This is a genomic window from Parachitinimonas caeni, assembly GCF_030129945.1.
Classification (GTDB): Bacteria; Pseudomonadota; Gammaproteobacteria; order Burkholderiales; family Chitinimonadaceae; genus Parachitinimonas; species Parachitinimonas caeni.
Map to the genome: position 1 here is coordinate 1 of NZ_JARRAF010000040.1, position 26,491 is coordinate 26,491.

Sequence of the window (26,491 nt, forward strand, 5' to 3'; positions counted from 1 at the left end):
CCAAGCACGAAATCTACGACTACCCCGGCCAATACGTGGACCCCGGCGTCGGCGAGCACTACGCCCGCGTCCGCATCGACGAACTGCAGGCGCGGCATGAACGCGTGGTCGGCCAAGGCCCGGTACGTGGCTTGCCGGTCGGCTATCTGTTCAGCCTGACCGAGCACCCGCGTGGCGACCAGAACCGGCAATATCTGGTGGCGCAAGCCACCCTGCACCTGTCCGAATCCGACTACCGCTCGGGTGGCGGCGAGTGGGAAGCCCAGGTCGATATCCAGGCCCTGCCCTCCAACCTGCCGTTCCGGCCCGAGCGCAGCACGCCGAAACCCATCGTGCAAGGCCCGCAGACGGCCGTCATCGTCGGCCCAGCTGGCGAAGAGATCTGGACCGACGAACATGCGCGGGTCAAGGTGCAGTTCCACTGGGACCGGCGCGGCAAGAAGAACGATCAGTCCAGCTGCTGGGTACGGGTGTCGCAACCTTGGGCCGGCCAGAACTTCGGCATGGTGGCGATTCCGCGCATCGGTCAGGAAGTGGTGGTCAGCTTCCTCGAAGGTGACCCGGATCAACCCCTGATCACCGGCCGTGTCTACAACGCCGACCAGATGCCGCCGTGGGACTTGCCCGGCAACAAGACCCAGTCCGGCATCCTCAGCCGCTCCAGCCAGGGCGGCCACTACGACCACGCCAACGCTTTGCGCTTCGAAGACAAGAAGGGTGCGGAAGAAGTCTGGCTGCACGCCGAGAAGGATCAGCGGATCGAGGTCGAGCATGATGAGAGCCATTGGGTCGGCAATGACCGCAGCAAGACGGTAGACCACGACGAGACCGTGCATATCAAGCACGATCGCACCGAGACGGTTGATCACGATGAAACCATTACCGTTCACAACAACCGCAGCGAGCGGGTGGACCACAACGAGACGATCAGCATTGGCGACAATCGCGATGAAGATGTCGGCAAGAACGAAACCGTCACCATCGGCAAGAATCAGACCTTCGATGTTGGCCAGAGTCGTACCAAGACGGTTGGCAAGCATGAAAAGGACAAGATTGGCCGCAACTGGTCGATCAATGTCGGCCGCTTCAAGACGGAAACCATCAACTTGGCCTTCCTGCAAAATGTCGGGCTGGCCAAGATGGTGAATATTGGCACCGTCTACAACCGTAATGTCGGAGCGATGATGCTCACGACTGTTGGCGCCTCTCGTTCAGACCGAATTGCCAACAACCACACGCAGAAGATCGGTGACAACAAGACCGTGAACGTCGGCGATACCTACAGCTTGACCGTAGGCGAAGGCAGTCACATCGTCATGGACAAGGATTCGATCACCCTCAATGTGGGCAAGGCCACACTGGTGATGAAGAAAAACGGCAACATCACGCTCAATGGGCACGATCTGAACATCGGCATGTCCGGTGACCAGCGCCTGAAGGCCAGCGGTGACATTACGCTGAAGGCCAGCAAGATCCACGAGAATTGATCGCAATACCGGCCATTCCTGACCAATCGGGGTGGCCGTTACCAAATAAATAATATGGGCAATCCATTGCCCATTGAGGGAAGCAGTCATGAATCACCAAACGGGCCCACTTGCCGGCGCGGCTGCCAGCGAGACACCAATGCTCGACAGTCTGATGGAACGTCCGGCAACGCTGGCCAGCATGGCCAGCCCAGCCACACCCCAGCGTGCTGACGGCATTGCCCTGGCACGTCTGGTTTCGATTGATGACCAGGGCCATGCCCACGTCGCCATTGCCGAACTGGGGATAGAGGACGTCATTGCCCGAAGCCTGGTGCCGGTTGACCCCAGTCGCATCGGCGCGACATTGGCTGTCGGCTTTGAAGGTGCCGACCCGAACAAGCCCATGCTGCTCGGCTTTATGCTTGATCCTCAGATTCCAAACCGCACCGCCACCTCCCCTGCAGCCACTGCGCCAGAACCGCTGGTTCTGGTGGATAACAGCCATGTGGTGATCGAAGCGCAGCAAACCATCGAACTGCGTTGTGGCGAATCGGCGCTGATTTTGCAGGCCGACGGCACCATCTTGCTGCGTGGCACACACCTCACCAGCTACGCAACGGCCACCCAGCGCATTCTGGGCGGCTCGGTACAGATCAACTAGAGCCCCGCCATGCAACTGATCAACGGGTCGAAGTTTCTGGCCGTATCGGCATTTGGTGCCCACGACAAAGCGGGCAGAGAACATCTGGTGATTGTCGCCAAGTCCAGCTGGCGTATTCCGGACCAGGGGCAGCGTGCCCGCCCCATCGAGCCGCAACCCATCGTTGAAGCGGATCTCTATGCCGGCGAGCCCGGCATGAGTGCCCTGCTCTACGGCTCGGATATTCTGCACCGCAAACCCAAATGCGATGTGCTCCTCAACGCCAACGGCCACGCCCCGGAGGGCAAGCCCGTTGCCGAACTCCTGGCAGGCTTTCGCATCGGTAATCTGCAGAAGCTGATCAAGGTCCACGGCAAGCGCCAGTGGCATAAGCGGCTAGGCGTGTATGCGCTGTCCGCCGCCGAGCCGTTCTTGAGCATGCCCTTGCACTTTGGACTAGCGTTTGGTGGCATGCGGCCGATTCGCGGCAGTGAAAAGGAAGGCAAGCCAACGTTATTTGAAAGTCTGCTCACCAACCCGGCCGGTATTGGCTGGGGAGGCAAGCAGACCGAGGGCGATCTTGACGGCGCGCCGGCCCCCAGCCTCGAAGCCATGAACGACCCGGTGCGATCACCCGGTGGTGACCACGCCCCGGCCGCCTTCAGTGCCATTGGCCGGCATTGGCAACCCAGAGCCGGTTTTGCCGGAACCTATGACGATGCCTGGTTGCGCGATGTCTTTCCGTTTCTACCCGCCGATTTTGACGATCGTTTCAATCAGTGCGCACCGGTCGATCAACAAATCGACTACCCCGTAGGCGGTGAAGAAGTCGTGCTGCTCAATATGATGAAAGATCAGCCACAGGTGCGGTTTGTGCTACCCAACCTGCAGACGGTACCGATTGCCATTCTTGATGTTCGCTACAAGACCCATACCCCGACTGTCGTGGTGGATACGCTTTATTTTGAGCCGGACGAACATCGTTTCAGCGCAGTCTGGCGTGCCAGCATTCCACTGAAACGCGGCATTCATGAGATCAAGACCGTATCCATCGGCGCACTGGCCAGACAGCAGCTCGATGCAGAAATTGCCGGCGGTGGCTGCAAGAATTGTGGCAAGACAGAAAGTGGCCTGGAGACCGAAGCATGAATAACGCTCAGCCACTGATTCTTTACGCAGCCGGCGCTTGCTGCTCGCTCGGCTACCAATTGGCCGCAGCCGAATGCGCCATCCGCGCGGGCATGGACCATTTCGAGAACAGCGAATTCCGCGACAACAGCGGCAAACCCCTCAAAGTAGCCCGCCTGCCCATGGGTAACGTCTGGGGAGAAGAGCGGCTGGCCCAACTGGCAGTCGCTGCAGTCAAAGATTGCATCACCCGCTCAGGCATCACTTTGCATGCCAATGAAACGGTGCTGCTACTCGCCGCCGCCGAGCGGGACCGGCCACACACCGAGGTTGAACGCTATCAAGCTTGCTTTGACGCCATCGAAGCCACGCTGGGCGTTAAATTTCACGCCCACAGTCGCATTATCCCCTATGGTCGCGCTGCGCTAGCACCGGCCTTGATGGCGGCCAGCGAAAGCCTGCGCACTGACCGGGCCGTCAAGCAAGTCCTGCTGGTGGGGGCAGATAGCTATCTCAACGCCGCAACCATCAACTACCTGCTCGCCACACAGCGAGTGCTCGAATCCGACAATGCGCGGGGCTTTATCCCTGGTGAGGCAGCCGCCGCCCTGCTGCTGAGACGGCATGACCCGGCCGATAGCCGCCCAGCCCTGCTGCGCTTGTCCGGACTGGGTGTCACACGGGAGGAAGGCAAGCCTGACGGCGAAGTGCCGACACGCGCCCAGGCACTGAGCAGTGCCATCCGCACCGCCATGCAGCAGGCCGAGCTGACTGCCGCCGAGCTTGACTTCCGGCTGTGCGAACACAACGGAGACCCGTTTTACGCCCACGAGGCAGCCATCGCCCATGCCAGACTGGGTGCCGATGGCTGCGGAGATCTGGCCATGCTGACCCTGGGTGAGTATGTGGGAGAAGTAGGTGCTGCCATCGGCCCATTGGCGCTGGCTTACCTGAGTATCGTATGTCAGCGGCCGGATGGTCCCGGCCCGGTCGGGCTCATCCATCTGGGCAACGACGATGGCGCCCGCTCGGCGCTGATTGCAGAACGGCCGTAAGTCCGGCAGAACGATTGAGGAAACCGATGAGAACCAAGGTCTACGCCAATAACAACGAGATCTGCTGCAAAGCTTCGAGCGGCATGAGTACCCTTCCGCCCATGGATGTCTGCTTGAGCCCACCCCCTCCAGGCGCCGGCCCGATTCCGATCCCGTATCCGAATATTACCCGGGCCAAGGATCTGGACAATGGCTCGTCCACGGTTTTCATCCGCCGTACCGAGATTGCCCTCAAGAATGTCTCCTGCTTCTCAACCAGTACCGGCAACGAGCCCGCCACCATGCCCCTGCCCAAAGGTATCGTCACCCATGTGCTGAAGGGCAAGGCGTTTTTCACCAACTGGTCACCCAACGTCAAGGTCGAGGGTCTGAGCGTCTGCCGCCACCTGGATATCATGACGCATAACCATAGGTAGCCAGGAATTGGGCTGACTTCAGCATCAGGAAAACACAAATGAGAAGCACCCCCTCACAAAACATCTCCAGCGACACCAAAAGGCTCCGCCTAGCCCAGGATTTGGCAAATAGCGATGGGGATCTTGATGCGCCTGATCTGCAAGGCTTACAGCTTGCACGCGCCGCCGTTCCAAGTGGTGACCCCATCGTTGCTGCCCTTTCTGTGCCTAGGACTGCAGCATCCAGCCCACCGAATACCCCACCTATTTTCTATACAAGTGATGCGGATATCGCAGCAGCATGTAAAAGTGTCGATGAGGCTATCGACAACAACTGCAAGAGTAAAACCTCGGTAAATCGCTCCGGCGACGATAAAACCGCATTTGACAGTATCGTGGATTTAGACAAACAACTCCAAGAGTCCATATATGGTGCGGGGCGAGGTCTAAGTGAGGCAAAAACAAACAGCGCAACGAAGTGGTTATTTGACCACTGTGAAGGTCTATGGCAAAAACCAAGCCAAAACAATTTAGGGCAATATTCAGGCAAGCGAAAAGATCCCAACCGTACATTCATAAAAAACAATAGAGGTGACGTCATCTCTAGTTATCAGGCAACGGATAACAGCATGAGCAACATGAGCCTGGAAGATGCTTATGCCAAAATGAGTGAAAACTGGGCCAAGCAAAATAAATGCTTACAGGCAAAGAAGTGCAAATTTATTCCATTCAAGAACACCGACAAAGAAAAGCAGGCTAAAGATGGAAAGGGCTGTTGCCCCGGCCAGACAGGTCATCATGTCATGCCGGATGCCATGTTTCGTTCGCTTGATCAGCCTGCCCCAAGTAGCGGCACAAAAAAAAGAAAAAGAAATGACAAAGAAACCTTTGGGTGCTGGGGTAATTATGACGAGGGAGATGCCCCAACAATCTGCGTAGAAGGAACAAGTAACCATGGGGGTTCACACGGTCTTATGCACGATAATTCAACCAAGGTCTTGGGAGATGTTCTGTCTCAGCCAGAGATGGATTATCGCAAAGCAAGAGATCTGATGTCGGATGCACTATATGATGCATTCCCTAATTGCTCAAAGGAGTGCACCAAAGCCCAGCTGGATAATTACTATAAGAAAGCAATTAAATCCGAAGGGGAGTGTTCTGGAAAAGAACTTAAAGATGTCAAAGTCGTACCTCATTCTGGCGCTAGTGCAGACACTTCCAGAGTTCGCGTCCCCAAACAGACTACTTCCTCGGGCGATGCTCCATAATGACGACTAAATCTGCTTAATGCAATTATTCTAAATTACGCACAGGAATCAAATTATGCTTGTTGATAAAAACAGCTGGGAGCGATACTTCAAAGGCTTCTCCATTCTTGACGTTACATCAAGTAAACCTACACGATTTTGGTTTGCACTGATTGAGAACTATGGCACTCACGATCCTGACCTGTTACCCAGAACGAGAATTGTCTCTATAAATACTGAGCGGCCAATAGAAAATCGCTTTATCGTTTCCGAATATGCTCATTTTGACAAAATCAGTTTAGCATTCCAATCTACACCATTTCGTGATGTTATTGGTATTGACCTAAGGTGCAATGTCTACTCCTTTAACGAAAAATTCAATGGCGAAGAGAATCCAGTAAACACCCGTTGGCTTGACAATAAGCGTGCGCCTGCCGTTAGCAGGGCAAAGCAGATAAATGGTGTAGTTTATGCGATTGCCGGAGATCGAATGTTATTTAAGCGAGCAGATATTGAGCAGTGGCAACTAGACAATGATCTCCCCAGGCCAACTGAGCGAATTAGTGGCAATGGATCAGTACTGGACTTTGGTTTTAATGATGCTGCAGCATTCCCAAATGGTGAAATGTATGCGGTAGGTGGAAGAGGCGATGTTTGGCACTATCGCGACGGGGACTGGCGGCAACTTCCCTTCCCATCCAATGAGAAATTAGATTCCGTTTGTTGCGCCGGTGACGGTAATGTGTACATCAGCGGGCATGGCGGTACATTGTGGGCAGGGAAGGAAAATAAATGGGAAAATATCGTTAAGGAAGAGTGGTCTACCGTTCCAATAAAAGATATGGAATGGTTTGATGGAAAACTGTGGCTGGGAAATGAATATGGGCTTTGGTATCTAAAAGACAAAACCCTGCATCACTCAACCGATCTACTCTCGGGAGAAGTCGCTGCTTGCTGCGGCCGCATTGATCTGAGCTCAGATGGTAAACAGCTGCTTAGTGCCAGCCCGATTGGTGCCGCTCTCTACGATGGCGAAAAATGGGAAATTCTGTTTAACACCCTGGAATTTGCTTGATCTGCTTACTCTGCCTCTGATAACACCGAATGCCCTACATCTGCCCCCCTCTTCCTTCCGCCATCCGGCCGCTGGTCATGCGTCATGCCAGCGACGCGGGTTTTTACTGGGCGCAGCATGACCAGTCCGTACACTCGCCCAAGGTGGGGCTGGAGCGCTTGCTGCACTTTGGTCGGGTGCTGGATGCGCATCTGGATGGTCTGCTGGTGGCAGGGGATGAGGGTTGGCAAATTGCCATCGAAGAACTTGAGCGCTGGCGCAGTAGTCGTGAGGTATTTGTGGCGGCCTATCTCGCGTTGCGTAGCGACAATGGCGACCGGCTACGGGCAGTGTGGGACGTCATCAAGCTCTCGCCCGAGCGAGGTCTGCGTGGGCTGATTTCAGCGCTGGCCTGGGTGCCCGCCAAGCATAGCCTGCCCTGGATCGAACACTGGGCGCGAGGCAACCAGCCGGCACTGCAAGTCACCGCCCTGCGCGCGGCCGCCTTGATGGGTGCAGCAGCCGATGCCGCTATCTCCACCGCTGTCGAACCCGCTCTCCGCCAGGAAGACAGTTCTGTTCGGGCGGCTGCCTGTCGTCTGATCGGAACTGGCCGTTTCAGCCCACCTCCTGCCGCCCTGGAAGATTGGCTGAATCACGCCGATCTTTGCACCCGTGCTGAAGCGGCCATTGCGCTGCTGCCACACAAGCCTGAGGCAGCCGTCAACAGTCTTTGGAAGGCTGTCGGCGAGCAAGCCGGTCTTGCCGCAGAGGCGGAAGGGTGGGACAAACAACAAGCCGAGCGAAGGCTGGCACGTTGGGTACGGCTTCTCGGACCTTACCTACCCTATAGCCACCCAGCGATCCCGCAGCTGGTGTCACGCCTGCCGGTACGACAGGGCCTGCAGCTTGCGCTCTACCACGCAGATCCAGCCTTGTTGCCCTGGATCATCGATCAGATGGAGTCGCCGGATACTGCGCGCTACGCCGGATGGGTCTGGTATGCCCTCACCGGCGTTCATCTCGAACGTTATGGCTTGGCGGTTCCTCCCGATGCGGACGACGAGCGCATCACCCTGGCTGACTCGGACCTTGATGCAGGCCTGCCCTTGCCGCACCTGCCATCGATACGAGCCTGGCAATCCATGCATGGTAGTGCCCTCCCCGCAGGCAGCCCGGTCTTGCTCGGCCAGGCCTTGAACACCGATCTGGCGATTAGCACGCTGGCTTTGGCCCCCCAGGCATTGCGCACCATTGCCAGCCAGTGGCTCGCCCGGGAGGCTGCGCCCTATCGCGCCCTGAGTACTCGCAGCCCAGCCGCACGCCAAGCGGTATGGCTGACCAAGCTACCCCATTCTCATTGCGATGAATGGGTGCTCTCCCGTTTGTAATGTGAGGCAGTCAATGATTTTAGACCCTTGGACTGACGCGGCGCAGATTGCCGGGCGACTCCAGCAGCCGGGTAGTCGTCTGGTGGTGGCCATCGCAGCGGAAAGCTGGTGTGCAAAGTGTCGTCAGCAACGCCCTTTATTCGATGCCACCGCCCGCAATGCGCGGTCGGATGAAACCTTTCTCTGGCTGGACCTTGAAGACCACGCCGAGTTTGTCGGTGATTACCTGCCAGACGATCTGCCAATGCTGCTGGTGTATCAAGACGCCGAGCTGATCACCCATCAGGTGTTACGTCTGGATACCGCATCGCTCGCCGCACATGGCACTTTGCAGGCGCATCCGGCCGATCCGCATATCTGGCTGCAACTGGCGGTCAATAACTGGGCTTCAGAACACCACGAAGCACCAACACTGGCCTTCCCTTAAGCGCCCCTATTCAGCACCAGTATAAATCTGCACCGCTATTTTAAATTCGCCATGAATGCTTCTCCACCGCCAGTGGCACCTTTCAATACGCGTAAATTCGCGATTGCGGCCTTGGTTTTATCACTTAGCTCCTTACTGATTGGGCCATTTGGCTGCATTCCGGGAATCATCCTCGGCCACTTAGTCCGTGCATATGAAAAAACCGGAAAGTCCGCCAAAATGGCGCTGGCAAGTTTGGTAATTGGCTATTTATTCTTGCTACTCATCATTGCCAGTTTGGTCGTTATTGTTATTCAATTTTTGATTGTCGGCCAGACGATGAATGCCCTGGGTGGAAATGTCCCCAGCTGAAAAATAAATAGATAGCTGAAGAGAGGTTTTTCATGCCCGAAGGTGCATTATCGATTCGTCTGACGGCCCTTGAAGATTGGCAGATTCTCAAGCAAATCAGGCTCGCATCGTTACGCGATGCCCCATCCGCCTTTGTGCAGACTCATGCCCAAGCCAGTGCAATCAGCGACCAGGAATGGCAAGATCGCGCAGCGGGCCTATCTGAGCCGCGCATTATTATGGCGTTTATCGACGGCAAAGCCGTTGGAATGATTGGCGGTATCAGGTACGAAGGCGAATTCAATATGGCGTCGATGTGGGTATCACCGGAATTTCGCCAAATAGGCATTGCGAGCAAACTGATAACAGGCTTGAAAACCTTTGCAAGAAATCAGGGATATATCCAGCTGATATTGCAGGTAGCAGCAGCAAATAATGCGGCCATTCAATGCTATCTACGACAGGGTTTTCAGCTTTGTGACAATTCTGCGGGAGCCGCACCCTCTTTTGACGATAATGATCGAAAAATGGTGTGCCTGCTTTGAATTGCCATTACCAGTGAAATAAAAAACCGGCTTAGCCGGTTTTTTATTGCTACAACGCGTCACGATGACACTCCATCAACGACAAAGCGCCCAGAGATTGGCCAGTACCACCGTATTGAGGGGGTCCAGATAGCCAATTGTTGCCAGCATCGTCAGCACCAGCAACAAAAGCGAGCCCAAAATCCAGGCGAGCCGTTGTTTCATGGCGTCGCCACTGCGGCTTGTTGACCGATGGCATGCTCTTTTACCGGCCAATTAATGATCGCAGCAAAGACCCCCAGCGCAATGGAGATTTGCCAGACAACATCGTAACTACCGGTCCTGTCGTAGAGAACACCGCCAAGCCACACCCCCAGGAAGCTACCAATCTGATGCGAGAAAAAGACGAGACCGGACAACATGCTCAGGTAACGAACACCGAAAATCTGGGCAACCACCCCATTGGTCAGCGGTACGGTCGAAAGCCAGAGCAGGCCCATGGTTGCCGCAAACAGGCAGACTGACAGCTGGCTTAGTGGCATCGAAATGAAAATGGCAATGACCACGGCACGTGCAAGGTAAATACCCGATAGCAGCAGCCGCTTGGGTACGCGCGCGCCGAGCTGCCCGGCCACGAAGGTTCCGAGGACGTTGCAAAGGCCGATCAGCGCCAGGGCATAACTGGCGGTCTCGGCCGGCAAGCCCTTGTCCTTGAGGAAGGCCGGCAGATGTACGCCAATAAACACCACTTGGAAGCCGCAGACAAAGTAACCAGCCGTCAGCAATAAAAAGCTTGGGTAACTGATTGCCTGCTTGAGCGCCTGCCCCACCGATTGCTGGTTTTCCTCGGTGCCACCAGCCCTCTCCGGCTCGTAGAGTCCGGCAGACAGGGGGGCAATCAACAAGGCCATCATGGCCAGGATCAACAAGGCATTGACCCACCCCAAATGGGAAATCATGAATTGCTCGGTCGGTACCATCAGAAACTGCCCGAATGAGCCAGCGGCTGCGGCCAGCCCCATGGCCTGGGAGCGCTTGCTTTCAGGGAAACTACGTCCGATGACGCCGTAAACCACGCTATAGGTCGTACCAGACAAGGCCACACCCAGCAACACGCCAGCCGAGCCAGCAAATGCCAAGCCAGATGCGGACATCGTCATCAGCGCCAGTCCGGCCGCGTAGAGCAAGGCCCCAATGATCAGCACTCGCCGCGCACCGTAACGATCTGCCAGCATGCCGGTGAAAGCCTGGGCGGCGCCCCACACCAGATTCTGCAGGCCAAGCGCGAAGGCAAAGACTTCACGATTCCAATGAAATGCCTCGGTCATCGGTGGGAGAAAGAAACCAAACCCATGCCGGATGCCCATGGACAGTGAAACAATCAGGCCCGAGCAGATGAGGATGGTAGTCAGCGAAGGTTGGGAACGGGGCATAGCAGGCTCCGGTGCAGTAGTGTGTCCGAACGATTGTGCGCTTTTGTCCGGCACAGCCAAAAGAGACAGTCCGTACAATTTCAACCAACACAGACCCGGCCAGATGGGCAAACGGCCACAGATGTGGCCGTTGTTTAACTGCTGTCACGCCTTCCTGTTGCCCGTAGCGCCGCTACGGCAAGCCTGTCAGCCGTGGTTCTTGGCAAAATCCTGCATGAAATTGGCCAAGGCCTTGACGCCCTCAAACGGCATGGCGTTATAAATGGATGCGCGCATCCCCCCCACCGAGCGATGGCCTTTGAGTTGCAGCAGGTTGCGTACTTTTGCTTCCTTGATGAATTCGTCATCCAGCCGCTCATCGGTCAGGCGGAATGGCACATTCATGCGTGAGCGGAATGGTTTATCGACCGGACAGGCATAAAAATCGCCTGAATTGTCGATGACTTCATACAACAAAGCGGCCTTTTCGATATTGCGTTGCTCGATTGCCTTGAGCCCACCCTGCTTCAAGATCCATTTGAAGACCAGCCCCGCCACATAAATGGCAAAGGTCGGTGGCGTGTTGTACATCGAGTCACCATCGGCGTGGATTTTGTAGTCGAACATGGTTGGCGTGCCAGGCACAACCTGACCGAGCAGATCTTCCCGCACGATCACCACGGTCAGGCCCGCAGGGCCGATATTCTTCTGCGCACCACCGTAGATCAGACCGAATTTATTGACCTCTACCGGCCGCGACAGGAAGTTGGACGACACATCACATACTAGCGGGGTATCCCCGGCATCCGGTGTGAACGGATATTCGACACCGCCGATGGTTTCATTCGAGGTGTAGTGCAGGTACGCGGCATCTGCCGAGCGCTTCCAGGCCTCCTGCGCCGGAACATAGGCGTAAGCGCGGTCTTCCGACGACGCCACGATGTTCACGTCTGCAAACTTCCGGGCTTCCTTGATGGCCAGTTTGGACCAATGGCCGGTATCAACGAAGTCGATCACTTTCTTGCCACGCACGAGGTTCATCGGAACCATTGCAAACTGGGTGGAGGCTCCCCCCTGCAAAAACAGCACCTTATAGTTCTTGCCAATGCCCATCAGGCTGCGCAGATCTTCTTCGGCCTCGGCAGCGATCTGCATGAACTCTTTGCCGCGATGGCTCATTTCCATCACCGACATACCGGTACCATGCCAGTCCATCAATTCTTTCTGCACTTCGATCAGGACTTCGCGTGGCAACACTGCCGGGCCGGCGCTGAAATTGAAGACGGGGGACATCGAACGCTCCTTGTATTGACGATAGACAGCAGGTTTTCCCACTGTTAAAGCTTAGACAACATTGCGACGGTTTCGGTCGCAGGAATGCATCCACCGGGGATGCCAAGACCATCAAGAAAGTCCTCCAGCTAATGCTGATGGGCCAATCCGGGTGATGCCAGCTTGTTAGCGCGTCAGTTACTGGTCAAGAGTCACTTACTTCAAGTTTTTCAGGACAGCAGAAAATGCGCGCGGGCAACAGCCGTCGGTTTGCTGCGATCATCCTGCCAGGCAGTCATCAGCACATTAGCTACGCGCTTGCCCTGCTTGGTGATTTCACACTGTGCGTAAAGGGTTTGCGGCTTGCCAGATCGCAGGTAGTCCAAAGAAAAATCCACCGTCCTTGGCACCTCATTTGATTCGCGCGCCCACATCAGGTGCAACAGTGCGGCGTTTTCAAGAAACCCGCCAATCACGCCGCCATGTAGCGCTGGCAGCTTGGTATTACCAACATTGCGCTCATGAAACGGTAGAAGGAACAACAGATTGTCGTTTTCCTCCTGCATCTGCACCCCCAGCAGCTGAGCATAGGGGATCTGCTCGATGATGCCGGTGTAATCCCCGCTATCTTTCGCGGCATGCAGTGTTTGGATCAGTAAGGATTCAGCGGTTCGCATCGCCGGCCTCCGCAACAGTTTCGCTTCCCAGCGTTGCCTTGCTGGAATCGCGCATGAAGGTGCCTACGCCATAGGCAATCGGCTGATCGTTACCATCCTGATAGGCCGTAGCGCGAGTAAATGCAATCTGCCGACCCAGCCGGTAGCACTCGGCCGTGCAAAACACCGGCGAGCCCGGCGTGGCACTGCGCAGGTAATCAATGCGCAAGTCAAGTGTGGCAATGGCTTCTGCAGACTCAAGAAAGGAAAAAACGGACAGCGCACTGGTGGCATCAATCAGCGAGGTGACCACCCCGCCATGCAAAACACCGGTTTTCGGATTCCCCACCAGCTTGGTATGGTACGGAACAAGCATCGTAGCCCGCCCGCGCTCGCCGGCAACAAACTCCAGACCAATCGTGCTGTTATGCGGAAGCTGACAAAACCAGGACCAAATGTCCTGAAACAAAGCCGGATTGGTAACCGGCAGCGGTAGATTGTGCATCGCAGCTCCTTGCAAGAAGCGCCAACCGTGGTCGATCCAGAAAGCGATCTGCACAGGTGGCCATTTCGATCAAAGGTATGGGACCAACGACGCGCCGTTGAATTCCCGTCCGCTGACACTGTGTTACACGAGATCCCCGTGGGCCACCTCATCCGACCCGCCAAGGCAGATCAAGTACCCATGCAAACACCCGGCCACAGAACCCGGCGCCTCCTCCCGGTTGGCACGATTGCAATCGCTGTGCTGTTCTTATTGTAGGCTCTGTTGACATTTTGTTTCCGATCCGGAGATTAAAACGTCAACAGAGCCTAGAAGCCGATTCGACCGCAGCTGAAGGTTGAATCAACCAACAGCAAACAGGCGCCGGGGATTCCGGCGCCTGTTTGTCATGACAATTTATGCATTACTCGGCTGCAGCTTCACCATCACCTGTTTCATCAAGCGGCTCGCCGTCTTCCACCTCACCCTCCGCATCGCCATCGGTCTCTACGACTTTTTCAACACCCGACAGCGTTTCACCCGCATCCAGGTTGATCAGGCGCACCCCTTGGGTGCTGCGACCGGTTTCGCGAATCTCGGCCACCGCAGTACGGATCAGCACACCACCCGTGGTAATCAGCATGATCTGGTCGGACTCCTGCACCAGCGTAGCGGTCACCAGCTTGCCGTTCCGTTCTGACAGTTCAATCGCAATCACCCCCTGGGTACCCCGGCTGGTGTGACGGTATTCGCTGATCGCGGTGCGTTTACCATAGCCAAACTCGGTGGCTGTCAGCACCTGCCAGGTTTCCGAATCGGCAGCCAACAGGCTGATCAACTCTTGCCCCGCTGCCAATTGCATGCCACGCACACCGCGTGCGGCACGTCCCATCGGCCGCACATCCGACTCATCAAACCGCACCGCCTTACCCGCGTCGGAGAACAACATGATTTGATGCGAACCGCCGGTGAGCACGACCCCGATCAGGTGATCGCCCTCCTCCAGATCGACAGCGATGATGCCCTTCTTCATTGGACGGGAGAAATCGGACAGCGGCGTCTTCTTCACAGTACCGCGCTGCGTTGCCATGAATACGTACTGATGATCACTGAACTCCTTGACCGGCAGAATGGCCGTGATCTTCTCGCCATCCTGCAAAGGCAAGATGTTGACGATCGGCTTACCGCGCGAGGCACGCCCCCCCTGCGGCACTTCATACACCTTCAGCCAGTAAATACGGCCCAAGGACGAGAAGCACAGCACGTAGTCATGGGTATTGGCGATAAACAGGTTGTCGATGAAATCGTCTTCCTTGGTTGCCGTGGCCTGCTTGCCACGCCCACCACGCCGTTGTGACCGATACTCATCCAGCGGCTGGGCCTTCATATACCCGGTATGAGAGAGCGTCACCACCATGTCCTGCGGGGTGATCAGATCTTCCAGGCACAGGTCTTCGCCGTGGGCGATGATTTCAGAACGGCGCGGATCTCCATATTGCAGTTTGATCTCGCCCAGCTCCTTGATGATGATCTCGGTGATACGCTCTGCACGTGCCAGGATATCCAGCAGATCGGCGATCTTTTCCATGATTTCGCGGTATTCGCCGACAATCTTGTCCTGCTCCAGGCCGGTCAGGCGCTGCAGTCGCAGTTCCAGAATCGCTTGCGCCTGTGCTTCGGACAGCTTGTAACCACGTTCGGTCAAACCAAACTCTGCCGCCAAACCCTCCGGCCGATAACTATCGGCCGTCGCCCGGGACAACATCTCTTCAACCAGTTGCGAACGCCAGTAGCGCGCCATCAAGCCCGTACGCGCTTCTGACGGTGTCGGCGCGGCTTTGATCAGAGCAATGATCTCATCGACATTCGACAAGGCAACCGCCAGACCTTCGAGCACGTGACCACGCTCACGCGCCTTGCGCAGTTCGTAAATGGTGCGGCGGGTGACCACTTCACGCCGGTGACGCAGGAAGGCATCCAGTACCTGTTTGATATTGAGCAGGCGCGGCTGACCATCAACCAGCGCCACCATATTGATACCGAAGCTGTCTTGCAGCTGAGTGTGCTTATACAGATTGTTGAGGACCACCTCGGCGACTTCGCCACGCTTGAGCTCGATCACCACACGCATGCCCGACTTGTCGGACTCATCACGCAGATCGGAAATGCCTTCAACAACTTTATCGCGCACCAGCTCGGCAATGCGCTCACACAGCTTGGCCTTGTTCACCTGATACGGCAGTTCGTCAACGATGATGGCCTGCCGTTCGCCCTTGCCGATCTCTTCGAAGTGGGTCCGGGCGCGCATGACCACACGGCCACGGCCCGTGCGGTAGCCTTCCTTGACACCCGCCGTGCCATAGATGATGCCGGCTGTCGGGAAATCCGGCGCAGGCACGATGTCGATCAGCTCGTCGATGCCGATCTCGGGATTGGCCAGCAGCGCAAGGCAGGCATCAATCACTTCCACAAGGTTGTGCGGCGGGATATTGGTCGCCATCCCCACAGCAATGCCGGAGGCCCCGTTGATCAGCAGGTTGGGGATGCGTGCCGGCAGGATCAGCGGCTCTTGCTCTGAACCATCGTAGTTGGGACCAAAATCGACGGTTTCCTTGTCGATGTCGGAGAGCAGTTCATGTGCAATGCGCGACATGCGGATTTCGGTGTATCGCATTGCGGCCGCATTATCGCCGTCGATGGAGCCGAAGTTACCCTGGCCATCCACCAGGGGGTAGCGCAGCGAGAAATCCTGCGCCATACGGACGATGGTGTCGTAAACAGCGGTGTCACCGTGCGGGTGGTATTTACCGATCACGTCGCCGACGATACGGGCGGACTTCTTGTAAGCACGGTTCCAGTCATTGCTCAACTCGTGCATCGCGTATAAAACCCGCCGATGCACGGGTTTAAGGCCATCTCGAACATCGGGCAGTGCGCGCCCGACGATCACGCTCATCGCGTAATCGAGGTAGGAACGACGCATTTCCTCTTCGAGGCTGACCGGGATGGTTTCTTTCGCGAATTGTTGTAGTTCTGACATAGGAACGGTTTGAACCGGGGGAAAAATGTCACAAATTTTACCATGCGCACCCCCTCCCAAGCACCCATCGCCGACGTCACAACCAGCCAGACAACCGCTCCAAATCGCTCACGAAGCCCCGAGATTGCTATTTATTCCTGCCAAGACAATCACTTGGCTGCACATAAAACATTTTGCCGCAATGCACACACCAGCCACGCGATTCACGATAAACGTCGGTAATTTGCTTATTAATTGCCTTGCACCCCGCTGCAGATTTGGCGCGAGCCGTCAGCCTCTTATAAACTTGAGGGGATTCATGCTCGTTCGCCGCGTGGCAAGGGGTGCGTCGCTACCAGTTCAGACGCATTTCAGGGAGAGCGCCACGCCAGCAAATATCCGGTTTCGAGCCGGCATGCACCGCTTTATTGCAGTGCAATGCCAGCCAGCCCCTACCGCTCGCAACAGCTTCAGGGCCCAGTCTTGTACTGCACCGGGATTTGCCAGCCGAAGTTGCACGGGCACCGAAGCCGGCGCAACCAGCGTGTCTTCGCGGTAGTCATCTACGGCGATCCGAAAACACTCTGGCGGCCCCCCAGCGTTCCAATAACAGAACTTGGAGTAACCTAAACATGCAATTCACCCCACGTACCCTGGTTCAAGCCGCAGTTGTTGCTGCACTCGGCCTGACCGCTGCTACCGCTTTCGCCAAAGACGGCTACCTGACCGATACCCGCGGCACCATCGTTCGCAGCGGTTTCGGCCTGTGCTGGCACACTTCCGACTGGAAGCCGGAAATGGCTACCGAAGAGTGCGAACCGGATCTCGTGAAGAAGCCTGAGCCAAAGCCAGAGCCAAAACCTGAGCCAAAGCCAGAGCCAGTACCTGAAACCAAGCAGGTCACTACTCCCGCCTCGACCCAGGCCAAATTCGAGCGCATCACTCTGAATGCCTCGACCCTGTTCGAATTCGATAAGGCGGTACTTAAGCCTGAAGGCATCGAGACCATCGACAAGCTTGCTGGTCAGCTGAAAAACGTTGATCCGAAGGAAACCAAGATCACCGTCACCGGCCACACCGATCGCCTGGGCAAGGACGCTTACAACATGAAGCTGTCGGACGCTCGTGCCAATGCCGTGAAAGACCGCCTGGTGGCTGACGGCGTTAACGCCGGCGCCATCACCGCCGAAGGCAAGGGTAAGACTCAGCCAGTCACCAAGCCCGAAGACTGCAAGAAGGTTGCCAAGAATCGCAAGAAACTGATCGCCTGCCTGCAGCCTGACCGTCGCGTTGAAATCGACATCACCGCAGCACGCGAAGTGAAGTAATTCTGCATCGGGCACTGTTGAACTTTGCAGCCCTCAGGGCAATCCATGGTTCAACAGCGCCTGAGAACGTGTTGAAGGTTCGTCGCAATTACCATCCTTCAAGTGATGGCAAGCGCGATGAATGCTCAGCAGGTTCCAAGCCCCGGCCTGTCCGGGGCTTCTCTTTTTCAGCGCCTGTGGGAAGCTGTTTGTAACTTGGTGGCGCGATCCACGTACGCTGCAGGGCAGCACCGGAAGCCCTCCCCTTGCACATGCTGCCAAGCCACTTTCTGGTTCAGGCCAGCCGCCGAACCGGCTAACCGACTGACAGGAATGCCATGCAATTGAAGCCTTTAGCCTCATCCTTACTCGCTGCCATCTGGTTTGCCATACCGGCGAGCGCCTTTGCCGATGGCGTCAACCAGCTCAAATCCTTCATGGAAAATGCGCGTTCACTGAAGGCGGATTTCTCACAGACCGTCATCCAGAAGAACGGCAAAAAGCCCCAGGAAGGTAGCGGCACCCTGACCATTCAGCGTCCTGGCAAATTCCGGTGGACTTACCGCAAGCCCTACGAGCAACTTCTGGTTGGAGATGGCACCAAACTCTGGGTTTATGACCCCGATCTGGCACAGGTAACCGTCAAAAAGCTTGATGAATCCCTGGGCAACAGTCCCGCAGCCTTGCTGGCCGGTAGCAATGATCTGGAGAAAAGCTACCAGCTGCGCAATCACAGCGAAATAGACGGCATCGCCTGGGTAGATGCCAGCCCGAAACAAAAAGAGAACACTTTCGAGCAAATCCGGTTGGGCATGAAGGACGGCAAGATCGCCGCCATGGAACTGCACGACAATTTTGGTCAGACCACGCTGATCCGCTTCAATAACGTTGAAGTCAACCCCAAACTGAATGCTGATCAATTCCAGTTCACGCCGCCTAAGGGTGCCGATGTACTGGGAGATCGCTAGGGCCTCGCCAGCATGGACCTGTTCAGCCAAGCACCGCCGCCGCCCTTAGCCGAAGCGCTACGCCCCAAGACCATCGACGAAGTCATCGGTCAGACCCATCTGCTGGCAGCGGGCAAGCCATTGCGACTGGCTTTCGACTCGCACAAGCCCCATTCGATGATCCTGTGGGGGCCGCCCGGTGTCGGCAAGACCACCCTGGCGCGCCTGATGGCTGCCAGTTTTGACGCTGAGTTCATCCCGCTATCTGCAGTCTTCTCGGGGGTCAAGGATATCCGCGCAGCGATGGATCAAGCCGAACGCTATCACCAGCGCGGCCGGGCCACCTTGCTGTTTGTTGATGAGGTGCATCGCTTCAACAAATCGCAACAGGACGCATTCCTGCCATTCGTGGAAAGTGGGCTGGTGACCTTTATCGGCGCCACCACCGAGAACCCCTCTTTCGAGGTCAATTCGGCACTGCTGTCCCGAGCGCAGGTTTATGTGCTGAAAGCGCTTGATGAGGCGGAGCTGAGACAGTTGATTGAGCGCGCCCGCCAGCTGGCACTGGGGCATCTGGAGTTTGACGAGTCTGCTATCGCCACCTTGGCAGGCTATGCCGATGGGGACGCCCGCCGCCTGCTGAATCTGCTGGAGCAAACAGACACAGCCGCCCGCAATCAGGGGCTAAGCCGGATCGACGGCGAATTTCTGGGCAACGCACTTTCGCTCAATGCACGCCGTTTCGACAAAGGTGGTGACGCGTTTTACGACCAGATTTCGGCACTGCACAAATCAGTCAGGGGTTCCAACCCTGACGCAGCACTGTACTGGCTGACGCGCATGCTCGATGGCGGGGCGGATCCCCGCTATCTGGCACGGCGCCTGATCCGCATGGCCTGGGAAGACATCGGCCTTGCCGATCCTCGCGCAGCTGAAATCACCCTGAGTGCCGCCGACACCTTCGAACGCCTCGGCTCGCCAGAAGGCGAACTGGCCTTGGCGTCTGCGGCCATTTATCTCGCCGTCGCCCCCAAGAGCAACGCGGCTTATATGGCGCATAAGCAGGCCGTCGCGTTTGTGGGCAAGGATCGCTCCCGCCCGGTACCGGAACATTTGCGCAACGCCCCAACCCGTCTGATGAAAGAGCTGGGCTATGGCAAGACCTATCGCTACGCCCATGACGAGCCGGAAGCTTATGCGGCCGGAGAGTCTTATCTGCCTGAGGACATGCCGCCTCCGCACTGGTACCAGCCGGTGCCACGAGGACTGGAAGCAAAGATCAGCGAAAAGCTGAAGCATCTGGCCGAACTGGATGCCGAAGCCCGATCCCCTACCGGGAAGCCTTGATAGACGCCTCATCCCAAAACCACACGCTCACCGATCCAAGGTTTTCCCGTGCGCATAACCCCTCTGATTTACCTCGCGCTGACCACGCTGAGTACCGTTGCAGCCGAAACCATCAGCTTCCCTGCCCCGAATAATCTGACGCTGAGCGGCGAGTGGTTTCCTGCCAAGGCCCCCCCTGCCCCGGCGGTCATACTGGCGCACGGCTGTGCCGGCCTGTACGGCACCCAGAACACGATTCATCCCAGAGATGCCGCAATGGTCGAATACCTGAATGAGCGGGGCTATAGCGTACTCATGGTGGATAGCTTTCGCCCACGGGGGATGAAGGAAATCTGCACCACCCCCATCAGCAAACGCACCATCAGCCCGACCGACCGCGCCAACGACCTCTATGCTGGGCTGGAATGGCTGACCAAGCGTCCGGATGTAGACGGCAAGCGGGTGGGTCTGCTGGGCTGGTCAAACGGGGGCAGCACCACATTACGCACCATTGGTCAGAATCGCCCCGCCAGTAGCGCACGCTTCGCTGCAGCCATCTCGTTCTATCCAGGATGTGCCGGGCCGGCAGAATCGGGCTTCACCCCCACCGCCCCCCTCTTGATTCTGATTGGGGCCGAAGATGACTGGACGCCCGCCGCACCTTGCCAGAAGCTGGTTGAGCAATATGGCAAAAAGCAGCCACCGATCGAGCTGGTGAGCTACCCCAACACCTGGCACGACTTCGACAACCCGATGCTCAAGGCCAAACGGCTACGCAGCGATGTTCCCAACGGCGTACGTCCTGGCAGTGGCGTTACCCTGGCACCAAATCCCGAAGCCGCCCGCGATGCATGGCAGCGCACTGCAGAATGGCTAGGCCGCTGGATGCCCGCCCCGCATGCTGCCGCTCCTGCGCCAGATCTGCACACCATGCCAGCACCCATCGCCTCGAAAGCTAAACCATGAAGGCCAACAAGGTGGCACCGGTCGTGCTACGCCAACACCCCGACGGGCCGCAGATTCTGGCATTTATCCATCCACTGGCAGGCCACCAGCGGGTAAAAGGCAGTCTCGAACCGGGCGAACCCAGCCACTACGGCGCCGAACGCGAATTGAAAGAAGAGACAGGACTGGCCGGACGAGCCGTGCGAGAAATTGGCCAATGGGATGCAGCGTTTCAAGGCCAGATATGATCCTTCCAGCTCTGCGAGGTCGCAGAAGCACTACCCGAGCAGTGGGTACACCCTTGTGCGGATGATGGTGGGCATGATTTTGTTTGTTTTTGGCATCCGCTACGCGCCGCACCCGATGAGCGCTGGCATCCGCTATTCCAGAATGCTCTAGTCTCTCTACGCGAACGCCTTTATTAGACCGGAACGACGGATGTTTTAACGGTAGGTGTGGCTGACACATCGGATAGTCATGCCAAGCCATTTCATGGGTAACACACCCAATAATCCCCGTGAATCAAATCAATTCTTTTAGCGCCTCTGTCATCATAACCGGCTGAAATTCAGTTACCGAGTATTTGGCCACTCTAGCCAATACCAGTGGATCGGCATTGAATACCGACTCCACTTCTTGCCTGGTCGTGTGGCGCGAAAGAATAATCCCACCGCTTCTCGGAATTTTTCTCCCACCCATAAATAGTGAGCCATTTTCATAAAAGTCTTTCAGATAATCACGATGCGCTGCGACATGTTGATCCACCTCATCAAGCGGCCGAATGAACTCCAGATCGACAAGAAACATAATGACTCCAAGCATTTGTATTGAGGATGGAAGAAGCGCATACTAGCGCTTTCATTTTCGAAGCACAAGCTGCCATGTCACCCCCACTACCCGGTTCTGCTGTCCGAGGTTCGCAATCCGGCCGCCCTTTGATGGCGCTATTCGACTTGCTGGGCCGTCGCTGGGCCATGCGCATCCTGTGGGAACTCAACCACAGCCAACCAACATTTCGTGAGTTGCAAATTTTATGTGATGGAATTTCATCAAGCGTTCTGAATACGCGTCTCGCTGAAATGAGGGCAGCCATGCTGATCGAATTAAATGACTACGGCTACAGTTTGACACCACTCGGCAAAGAGTTAATGCAACTTATCGCCCCTTTACGTGAATGGTCAAAACAATGGGAAGAGTCCCTCAAAGATTAATTCATCTGAAATTTCCATATCAATTACTTTTAAATCAAATATTGATTATTTTAAATTGCAACAAGCAGTGAATGAGAGCGCTTCTGGCCTCAACCGGCACGGCGCACCAATGCACTCCACTCAAGTGACCAATATTCATAAATACAACACCTAGCGCAGGTAGGCCCCACCCTGACAATCCAATCAGAACTTAAATTCAACATATTGATTATTAAAAATAAAATTAAATAAGCCACCCATGATCGGCTCGATATTTCATGCCAAAATTTGATGTACAACAATCGCATCACCCTGTGCTTTGGTACATTACCGCCCGCACGGCCAGCATATTGTCTTACAGCATTCTGTTTACTTTATATCTGCGCTTTATTTGGCCAGTCCAGACTGGCTTATTTCATTGCCATCCCGTTTTTTGAAAGAGAATATGAAGATTCTGACGTCAACCCCTGCCAAAGCCAGCGCATTACTGGCCATCGCCCTGCTCCAGGGCTGCTCCTCCGTTGCCAAGTTTGACAGCGTAACGCCCGGCACCACCCTGGCAATTCGCGGCATGGAAAGCAACACGCTGCCACGCACTGAAAAGCTGGAATCCAAATCTACCGGCCAGCACGAATTCGTCGCGACAGCCCCCAGCGGCCAGAAGCTGTATGGTCTTTTGCCTCTGCGTGTAAACGGCGGCACCATGACCACGAGCATTCTGTTCTTTGCCCCGGCACTATTCATCGGTGGCTTCCGGGATGCTTACGCGTTCTATCAGGTGGACCCTGAAGCCGGCACACTGAGCTACAAAAATCGCGAAAAAGATAGCTGGCACACCTACAAGCCCTCTGCCGCCGAGAGCGAACGCGCCAAGCAATACTTTGATGCCAGCAAGGGCAGCCAGGTGAAAATGGAGTCTGCCACCGCAAACAAGACCGACACGGCCGCACGCAGCAGTAACTAATACCCAGCGGACAACCCACACAGCCGGGCCACCAGCCCGGCTTGCCTTACTCCCTCCCCCCCTTCAGGCGTTATCAACACTTCAAAGGCTATCAACAGGCAGCCACACTTCCTTTGCGCGAGATAAGTTGCATTTTAGATGCAACTTAAATAGCATATGCTGTGTTCGCCCCATTTCGCACCCGCGCCATGCAACTCACCCGCTTCTCCGATCTCGGTCTGCGAGTCTTGATGTACCTGACCCAGCAACAAGCCAACCGGCCGCAGGCGGTTACCATCGCCGAGGTCGCCACGCAGTTTGCCGTCCCACACAACCATCTGGTCAAAGTGGTCAACCGCTTGCGTAAACTTGGCTGGATCGAGGCCATTCGAGGTCGTAAAGGCGGCCTGCACCTTGCTGTCGAAGCAAATGCCCTGCGCCTCGGCGCCGTGTTGCGAGAACTCGAAGGTCATGCCGAGCTGATCAACTGCGCCGAGCCACCCTGCACCCTGCGCGGTCGCTGTCTGCTGAAAGGCGCTCTCAATGCCGGCATGCAGGCGTTCTACGACAAACTGGATCAATACAGCCTTGCCGATGTCTGCAGCACCACAACCGCTGATGCCATCAGCGAGATGCACCAGCAATACCTGGTCCGTCTGGTGAGCATTTCTTCCTGAATTGTCTAGATTGATGAATTCACCGGCCATTACAGTCGCACTTAAAGTTGCATTTTAAATACCACAAAAAGGAGCCTACACGATGCTGTCTGCCACATCCCGTCCCTATATCGACGCAAGCGTACCGGTACTGCGCGAACATGGCGTAACCATCACCCGCCACTTCTACGCCTCGATGTTCGAGGCGCATCCCGAGCTCAAGCAGATCTTCAATATGGGTAATCAGGCCAATGGCAGCCAGCAGCAATCCCTGGCAGCGGCCGTGTTTGCCTATGCCGCCAATATTGATAACGCTGCCGCGCTCGGACCGGTTATCGAACGCATCGTTCACAAGCACGCCTCGGTTGGCATCACCCCCGCTCACTACCCGATTGTGGGCCGCCACCTGCTCGGCGCCATCCGTGCAGTACTTGGCGATGCTGCCAGCCCCGACCTCATGGCTGCCTGGGATGAAGCCTACTGGCTACTGGCCGGCGAACTTATCGCCGCTGAAGCGCGCCTGTATCAGCAAACAGGCGTCACCGCTGGCGAACTGCGTCCGCTGAAAGTCATGGAAATACGGCATGAAAACACCCAGGTAAAATCGTTTTATCTACAAACCCCCGACGGGCAATCGCCAGGACGCTTCCTGCCAGGCCAATACATCAGCGTCGCAGCACAACTCGGGGACTTGCGCCAGCTACGCCAATACAGCCTGTCCGACCACCCCGACCAACCCTGGTGGCGCATCACCGTCAAGCGCGAAGATGCTAGCGATAGCACACCCGCCGGTCAGGTATCCAACTGCTTGCACACGCAGCTTCAGCCCGGTGACAGCCTGCTGGCCAGCGCCGCCTTCGGCGACTTCACCCCCGACACCACCGGCCAACAACCCATCGCCTTGATCAGCGCAGGCGTGGGTATTACCCCCATGATCTCGGTACTGAACCAGCTGGTCACCCAGCGAACCAATCAGCCCCTGCTGTTTGCCCATGCCGCACGCAACAGCCAGCACCACAGCCTGCGGGATGATCTGGCAGCCGCTCGCGCCACCCTTCCTGCCATGCAATTGGCCATCAGCTACGAACAGCCCCTACCTGCGGATCGGCCAGGCACTGACTACCATCACACCGGCACCTTGCCGCTTCAGGACCTGCTCGCCCAACACGGCACTGCCGGTCGGTTCTACCTATGCGGCCCAGTCGGCTTCATGCAGCAACAATGGAAAACCTTGCTGGCAGCAGGCGTAAGCCCGACGCAGATCCATCGTGAAGTGTTTGGGCCGGAGTTGCTTGATCACCTGTTGTAACCGTCAAATCTGCGGCTAGCGTCACAAGAAAAAAGGGTAGCACCATAAGGTGCCGCCCTTTTTATCTTGCAGCCAGCACATCGTCCATCGACGGGAACAGGCGCTTATGATGATTGCCGATCAGCAGTAACGCCGCCCTGGGCAAAACGAGGGCTTGCCGGAAAGGCTGATGGTATTGGTTTTACAGATTGTCTCCCCTTGCACATTGCGAATCTCGGCGTAGCGCGAATACCTGCCGAAACCATCCAGGCTGACGGTATTGGTCCGCGATGCAGGCACCGGGCCGCCATAAGCTGCATTGTCTTCAACCGCGCCGTTCTTGTTGCTGAACCAGTAGGTCGCCGCACCTGCCGGTACATTCTCGCCGTTTACCGTCCAGGTAATGGTCCCGTCACCAGATGGCAAAACTCCCGTCTCGGTCAGCACGCAGGTAACAGGCTTCGGCGTCGGAGTGGGTGTCGGGGTTGTCGGAGGTGTCGGGATAGGTGCAGGTGGCTGCGCCGTATTACGAATACTCCAAATGTTATCGCGACTCCCGCCACACGCAGTGTAGTCCGTGCTTGTTCCTTCAATTACCCACCCGGCAGGCAAAGACTGGCCTGCACAGATCCGCATGCTGTATTTACCAGCAACTGCCTCAATGACGGCAATATTGTTACTGGTTGGATTATTACAGGCGGTGTAATTGGTTGAGTAATTCACCAGTAAATAGCCATTAGGCAGTTGCTGGCCACTGCAAATCTGCATCGAATTTTGACTGGAAATCTTCTCAATGTGTGTGACATTGCCCGATGTCGCGTTTCCACAGCGGGTGTAATTCGTTGAGCTATTGGTCCAGACCCAGCCGCCCGGTATATCTTGTCCGGCACAGACATCCAAAGATGTTTGACTCCCAAGGCGCACAATAGTCCGCATATTATTCGAGCCTGAATAGCTGCCACAGGTAGTGTAATTGGTATGAGTATCGGTCCAAACCCATCCCGCAGGAATACCTTGTCCGGCACAGATAGTCAAAGATGACTGACTTCCAAGGCGCTCAATAGTCAGCACATTATTTGAATTGCTGCCGCAGATAGTGTAATTAGTATGAGTATTGATCCATACCCATCCAGCCGGTATATTCTGGCCACTGCAGATCTGCATGGTCTCACCATAACTGGCTGCCGACAGCACCAGACCCGCCAATACCAGACTGGAACGCATGATTAGTTTCATGTAAATCCCTTATTTATGTTTGATTTTGTTTCTCGGTAAAATGCTGATTACACAGGCACGGTTGCGGCGGGCATTATAATGTTTTATCTGAAAAAAGATAGGCCATCTTGTCAATTCAAATATTTATAGTAATTACTAAATAAATAAATT

Annotated in this window: 28 protein-coding genes; 20 read left to right on the plus strand and 8 right to left on the minus strand. The window is 56.1% G+C overall.

Features of this window, described 5'->3' with window-relative positions; genetic code table 11:
* The 11 genes from PZA18_RS20910 to PZA18_RS20960 form a co-directional block, all read left to right on the plus strand.
* Positions 1–1,487, plus strand: a 1,487-nt coding sequence (locus tag PZA18_RS20910) for a type VI secretion system Vgr family protein (RefSeq protein ID WP_284102827.1), incomplete at its 5' end; no start/stop codon positions are given.
* A gap of 88 nt (positions 1,488–1,575) precedes the next feature.
* The gene (locus tag PZA18_RS20915; protein ID WP_284102828.1) at positions 1,576–2,130 is read left to right on the plus strand and encodes a DUF6484 domain-containing protein; all 555 of its coding nucleotides are present in this window, start codon (positions 1,576–1,578) and stop codon (positions 2,128–2,130) included.
* Positions 2,131–2,139: 9 nt separating this feature from the next.
* Entirely contained in the window at positions 2,140–3,258 is a 1,119-nt protein-coding gene (locus tag PZA18_RS20920) for a DUF2169 family type VI secretion system accessory protein (protein WP_284102829.1), read from the plus strand.
* Entirely contained in the window at positions 3,255–4,292 is a 1,038-nt protein-coding gene (locus PZA18_RS20925; RefSeq protein WP_284102830.1) for a hypothetical protein, read from the plus strand. The genes PZA18_RS20920 and PZA18_RS20925 overlap by 4 nt, the downstream gene beginning before the upstream one ends.
* A 26-nt stretch (positions 4,293–4,318) precedes the next feature.
* On the plus strand, positions 4,319–4,708 hold the full coding sequence (locus tag PZA18_RS20930; RefSeq protein WP_284102831.1) for a PAAR-like domain-containing protein: 390 nt from the start codon (positions 4,319–4,321) through the stop codon (positions 4,706–4,708).
* Between the two features lie 38 nt (positions 4,709–4,746).
* Entirely contained in the window at positions 4,747–5,955 is a 1,209-nt protein-coding gene (locus PZA18_RS20935; protein ID WP_284102832.1) for an HNH/endonuclease VII fold toxin-2 domain-containing protein, read from the plus strand.
* 55 nt (positions 5,956–6,010) lie between these two features.
* Complete coding sequence (locus PZA18_RS20940) at positions 6,011–7,009, plus strand: Kelch repeat-containing protein (protein WP_284102833.1); 999 nt, start codon at positions 6,011–6,013, stop codon at positions 7,007–7,009.
* A gap of 29 nt (positions 7,010–7,038) precedes the next feature.
* A complete protein-coding gene (locus tag PZA18_RS20945) occupies positions 7,039–8,379 on the plus strand; it encodes a hypothetical protein (protein WP_284102834.1) in 1,341 nt (446 codons plus the stop codon).
* Positions 8,380–8,392: 13 nt separating this feature from the next.
* On the plus strand, positions 8,393–8,806 hold the full coding sequence (locus PZA18_RS20950) for a thioredoxin family protein (RefSeq protein ID WP_284102835.1): 414 nt from the start codon (positions 8,393–8,395) through the stop codon (positions 8,804–8,806).
* A 51-nt stretch (positions 8,807–8,857) separates the two neighbouring features.
* On the plus strand, positions 8,858–9,157 hold the full coding sequence (locus PZA18_RS20955; protein WP_284102836.1) for a hypothetical protein: 300 nt from the start codon (positions 8,858–8,860) through the stop codon (positions 9,155–9,157).
* 32 nt (positions 9,158–9,189) lie between these two features.
* A complete protein-coding gene (locus PZA18_RS20960; RefSeq protein WP_284102837.1) occupies positions 9,190–9,681 on the plus strand; it encodes a GNAT family N-acetyltransferase in 492 nt (163 codons plus the stop codon).
* 75 nt (positions 9,682–9,756) lie between these two features.
* Here the strand turns inward: PZA18_RS20960 and PZA18_RS20965 are convergent, their stop codons facing one another.
* The 6 genes from PZA18_RS20965 to gyrA all read right to left on the minus strand — a co-directional run bounded on the left by PZA18_RS20965 (position 9,757) and on the right by gyrA (position 16,524).
* Positions 9,757–9,885: a hypothetical protein gene (locus PZA18_RS20965; protein ID WP_284102838.1), complete on the minus strand. Its 129-nt coding sequence runs from the start codon at positions 9,883–9,885 to the stop codon at positions 9,757–9,759.
* Positions 9,882–11,093 carry an MFS transporter gene (locus PZA18_RS20970; RefSeq protein WP_284102839.1) on the minus strand — a complete coding sequence of 404 codons (1,212 nt, stop codon included), beginning with the start codon at positions 11,091–11,093 and terminating at the stop codon, positions 9,882–9,884. The genes PZA18_RS20965 and PZA18_RS20970 overlap by 4 nt, the downstream gene beginning before the upstream one ends.
* Before the next feature lie 186 nt (positions 11,094–11,279).
* Positions 11,280–12,365: a 3-phosphoserine/phosphohydroxythreonine transaminase gene (serC, locus tag PZA18_RS20975; protein WP_284102840.1), complete on the minus strand. Its 1,086-nt coding sequence runs from the start codon at positions 12,363–12,365 to the stop codon at positions 11,280–11,282.
* Positions 12,366–12,574: 209 nt separating this feature from the next.
* Complete coding sequence (locus tag PZA18_RS20980) at positions 12,575–13,021, minus strand: PaaI family thioesterase (protein ID WP_284102841.1); 447 nt, start codon at positions 13,019–13,021, stop codon at positions 12,575–12,577.
* Complete coding sequence (locus PZA18_RS20985; protein WP_284102842.1) at positions 13,008–13,505, minus strand: PaaI family thioesterase; 498 nt, start codon at positions 13,503–13,505, stop codon at positions 13,008–13,010. The genes PZA18_RS20980 and PZA18_RS20985 overlap by 14 nt, the downstream gene beginning before the upstream one ends.
* Positions 13,506–13,908: 403 nt before the next feature.
* A complete protein-coding gene (gyrA, locus tag PZA18_RS20990; RefSeq protein ID WP_284102843.1) occupies positions 13,909–16,524 on the minus strand; it encodes a DNA gyrase subunit A in 2,616 nt (871 codons plus the stop codon).
* Positions 16,525–17,135: 611 nt separating this feature from the next.
* Here gyrA and PZA18_RS20995 point away from each other — a divergent pair.
* The 5 genes from PZA18_RS20995 to PZA18_RS21015 all read left to right on the plus strand — a co-directional run bounded on the left by PZA18_RS20995 (position 17,136) and on the right by PZA18_RS21015 (position 21,276).
* Positions 17,136–17,831 carry an OmpA family protein gene (locus tag PZA18_RS20995; RefSeq protein ID WP_284102844.1) on the plus strand — a complete coding sequence of 232 codons (696 nt, stop codon included), beginning with the start codon at positions 17,136–17,138 and terminating at the stop codon, positions 17,829–17,831.
* A 317-nt stretch (positions 17,832–18,148) separates the two neighbouring features.
* Entirely contained in the window at positions 18,149–18,778 is a 630-nt protein-coding gene (lolA, locus tag PZA18_RS21000; RefSeq protein WP_284102845.1) for an outer membrane lipoprotein chaperone LolA, read from the plus strand.
* Positions 18,779–18,790: 12 nt separating this feature from the next.
* A complete protein-coding gene (locus PZA18_RS21005; RefSeq protein WP_284102846.1) occupies positions 18,791–20,104 on the plus strand; it encodes a replication-associated recombination protein A in 1,314 nt (437 codons plus the stop codon).
* A 48-nt stretch (positions 20,105–20,152) separates the two neighbouring features.
* Positions 20,153–21,049 carry a dienelactone hydrolase family protein gene (locus tag PZA18_RS21010; protein WP_284102847.1) on the plus strand — a complete coding sequence of 299 codons (897 nt, stop codon included), beginning with the start codon at positions 20,153–20,155 and terminating at the stop codon, positions 21,047–21,049.
* Positions 21,046–21,276 carry an NUDIX domain-containing protein gene (locus PZA18_RS21015; RefSeq protein ID WP_284102848.1) on the plus strand — a complete coding sequence of 77 codons (231 nt, stop codon included), beginning with the start codon at positions 21,046–21,048 and terminating at the stop codon, positions 21,274–21,276. The genes PZA18_RS21010 and PZA18_RS21015 overlap by 4 nt, the downstream gene beginning before the upstream one ends.
* A gap of 274 nt (positions 21,277–21,550) precedes the next feature.
* On the opposite strand, the gene PZA18_RS21020 is transcribed toward PZA18_RS21015, so the two are convergent.
* Positions 21,551–21,835, minus strand: coding sequence for a YciI family protein (locus PZA18_RS21020; RefSeq protein ID WP_284102849.1), 285 nt, complete (start codon positions 21,833–21,835; stop codon positions 21,551–21,553).
* 26 nt (positions 21,836–21,861) lie between these two features.
* Here PZA18_RS21020 and PZA18_RS21025 point away from each other — a divergent pair, with 26 nt between their 5' ends.
* The 4 genes from PZA18_RS21025 (at position 21,862) to PZA18_RS21040 (ending at position 25,126) form a co-directional block, all read left to right on the plus strand.
* Positions 21,862–22,239 (plus strand): winged helix-turn-helix transcriptional regulator, encoded by a 378-nt coding sequence (locus PZA18_RS21025; RefSeq protein WP_284102850.1) that lies wholly within the window; start codon positions 21,862–21,864, stop codon positions 22,237–22,239.
* Between the two features lie 424 nt (positions 22,240–22,663).
* Complete coding sequence (locus PZA18_RS21030; RefSeq protein WP_284102851.1) at positions 22,664–23,182, plus strand: hypothetical protein; 519 nt, start codon at positions 22,664–22,666, stop codon at positions 23,180–23,182.
* Between the two features lie 161 nt (positions 23,183–23,343).
* Positions 23,344–23,838 (plus strand): RrF2 family transcriptional regulator, encoded by a 495-nt coding sequence (locus PZA18_RS21035; protein WP_308447438.1) that lies wholly within the window; start codon positions 23,344–23,346, stop codon positions 23,836–23,838.
* Between the two features lie 82 nt (positions 23,839–23,920).
* Positions 23,921–25,126, plus strand: coding sequence for a globin domain-containing protein (locus PZA18_RS21040; protein WP_284102852.1), 1,206 nt, complete (start codon positions 23,921–23,923; stop codon positions 25,124–25,126).
* Between the two features lie 120 nt (positions 25,127–25,246).
* On the opposite strand, the gene PZA18_RS21045 is transcribed toward PZA18_RS21040, so the two are convergent.
* Positions 25,247–26,341, minus strand: a complete 1,095-nt coding sequence (locus PZA18_RS21045) for a hypothetical protein (RefSeq protein ID WP_284102853.1) — start codon at positions 26,339–26,341, stop codon at positions 25,247–25,249.
* Positions 26,342–26,491: the final 150 nt, after the last annotated feature.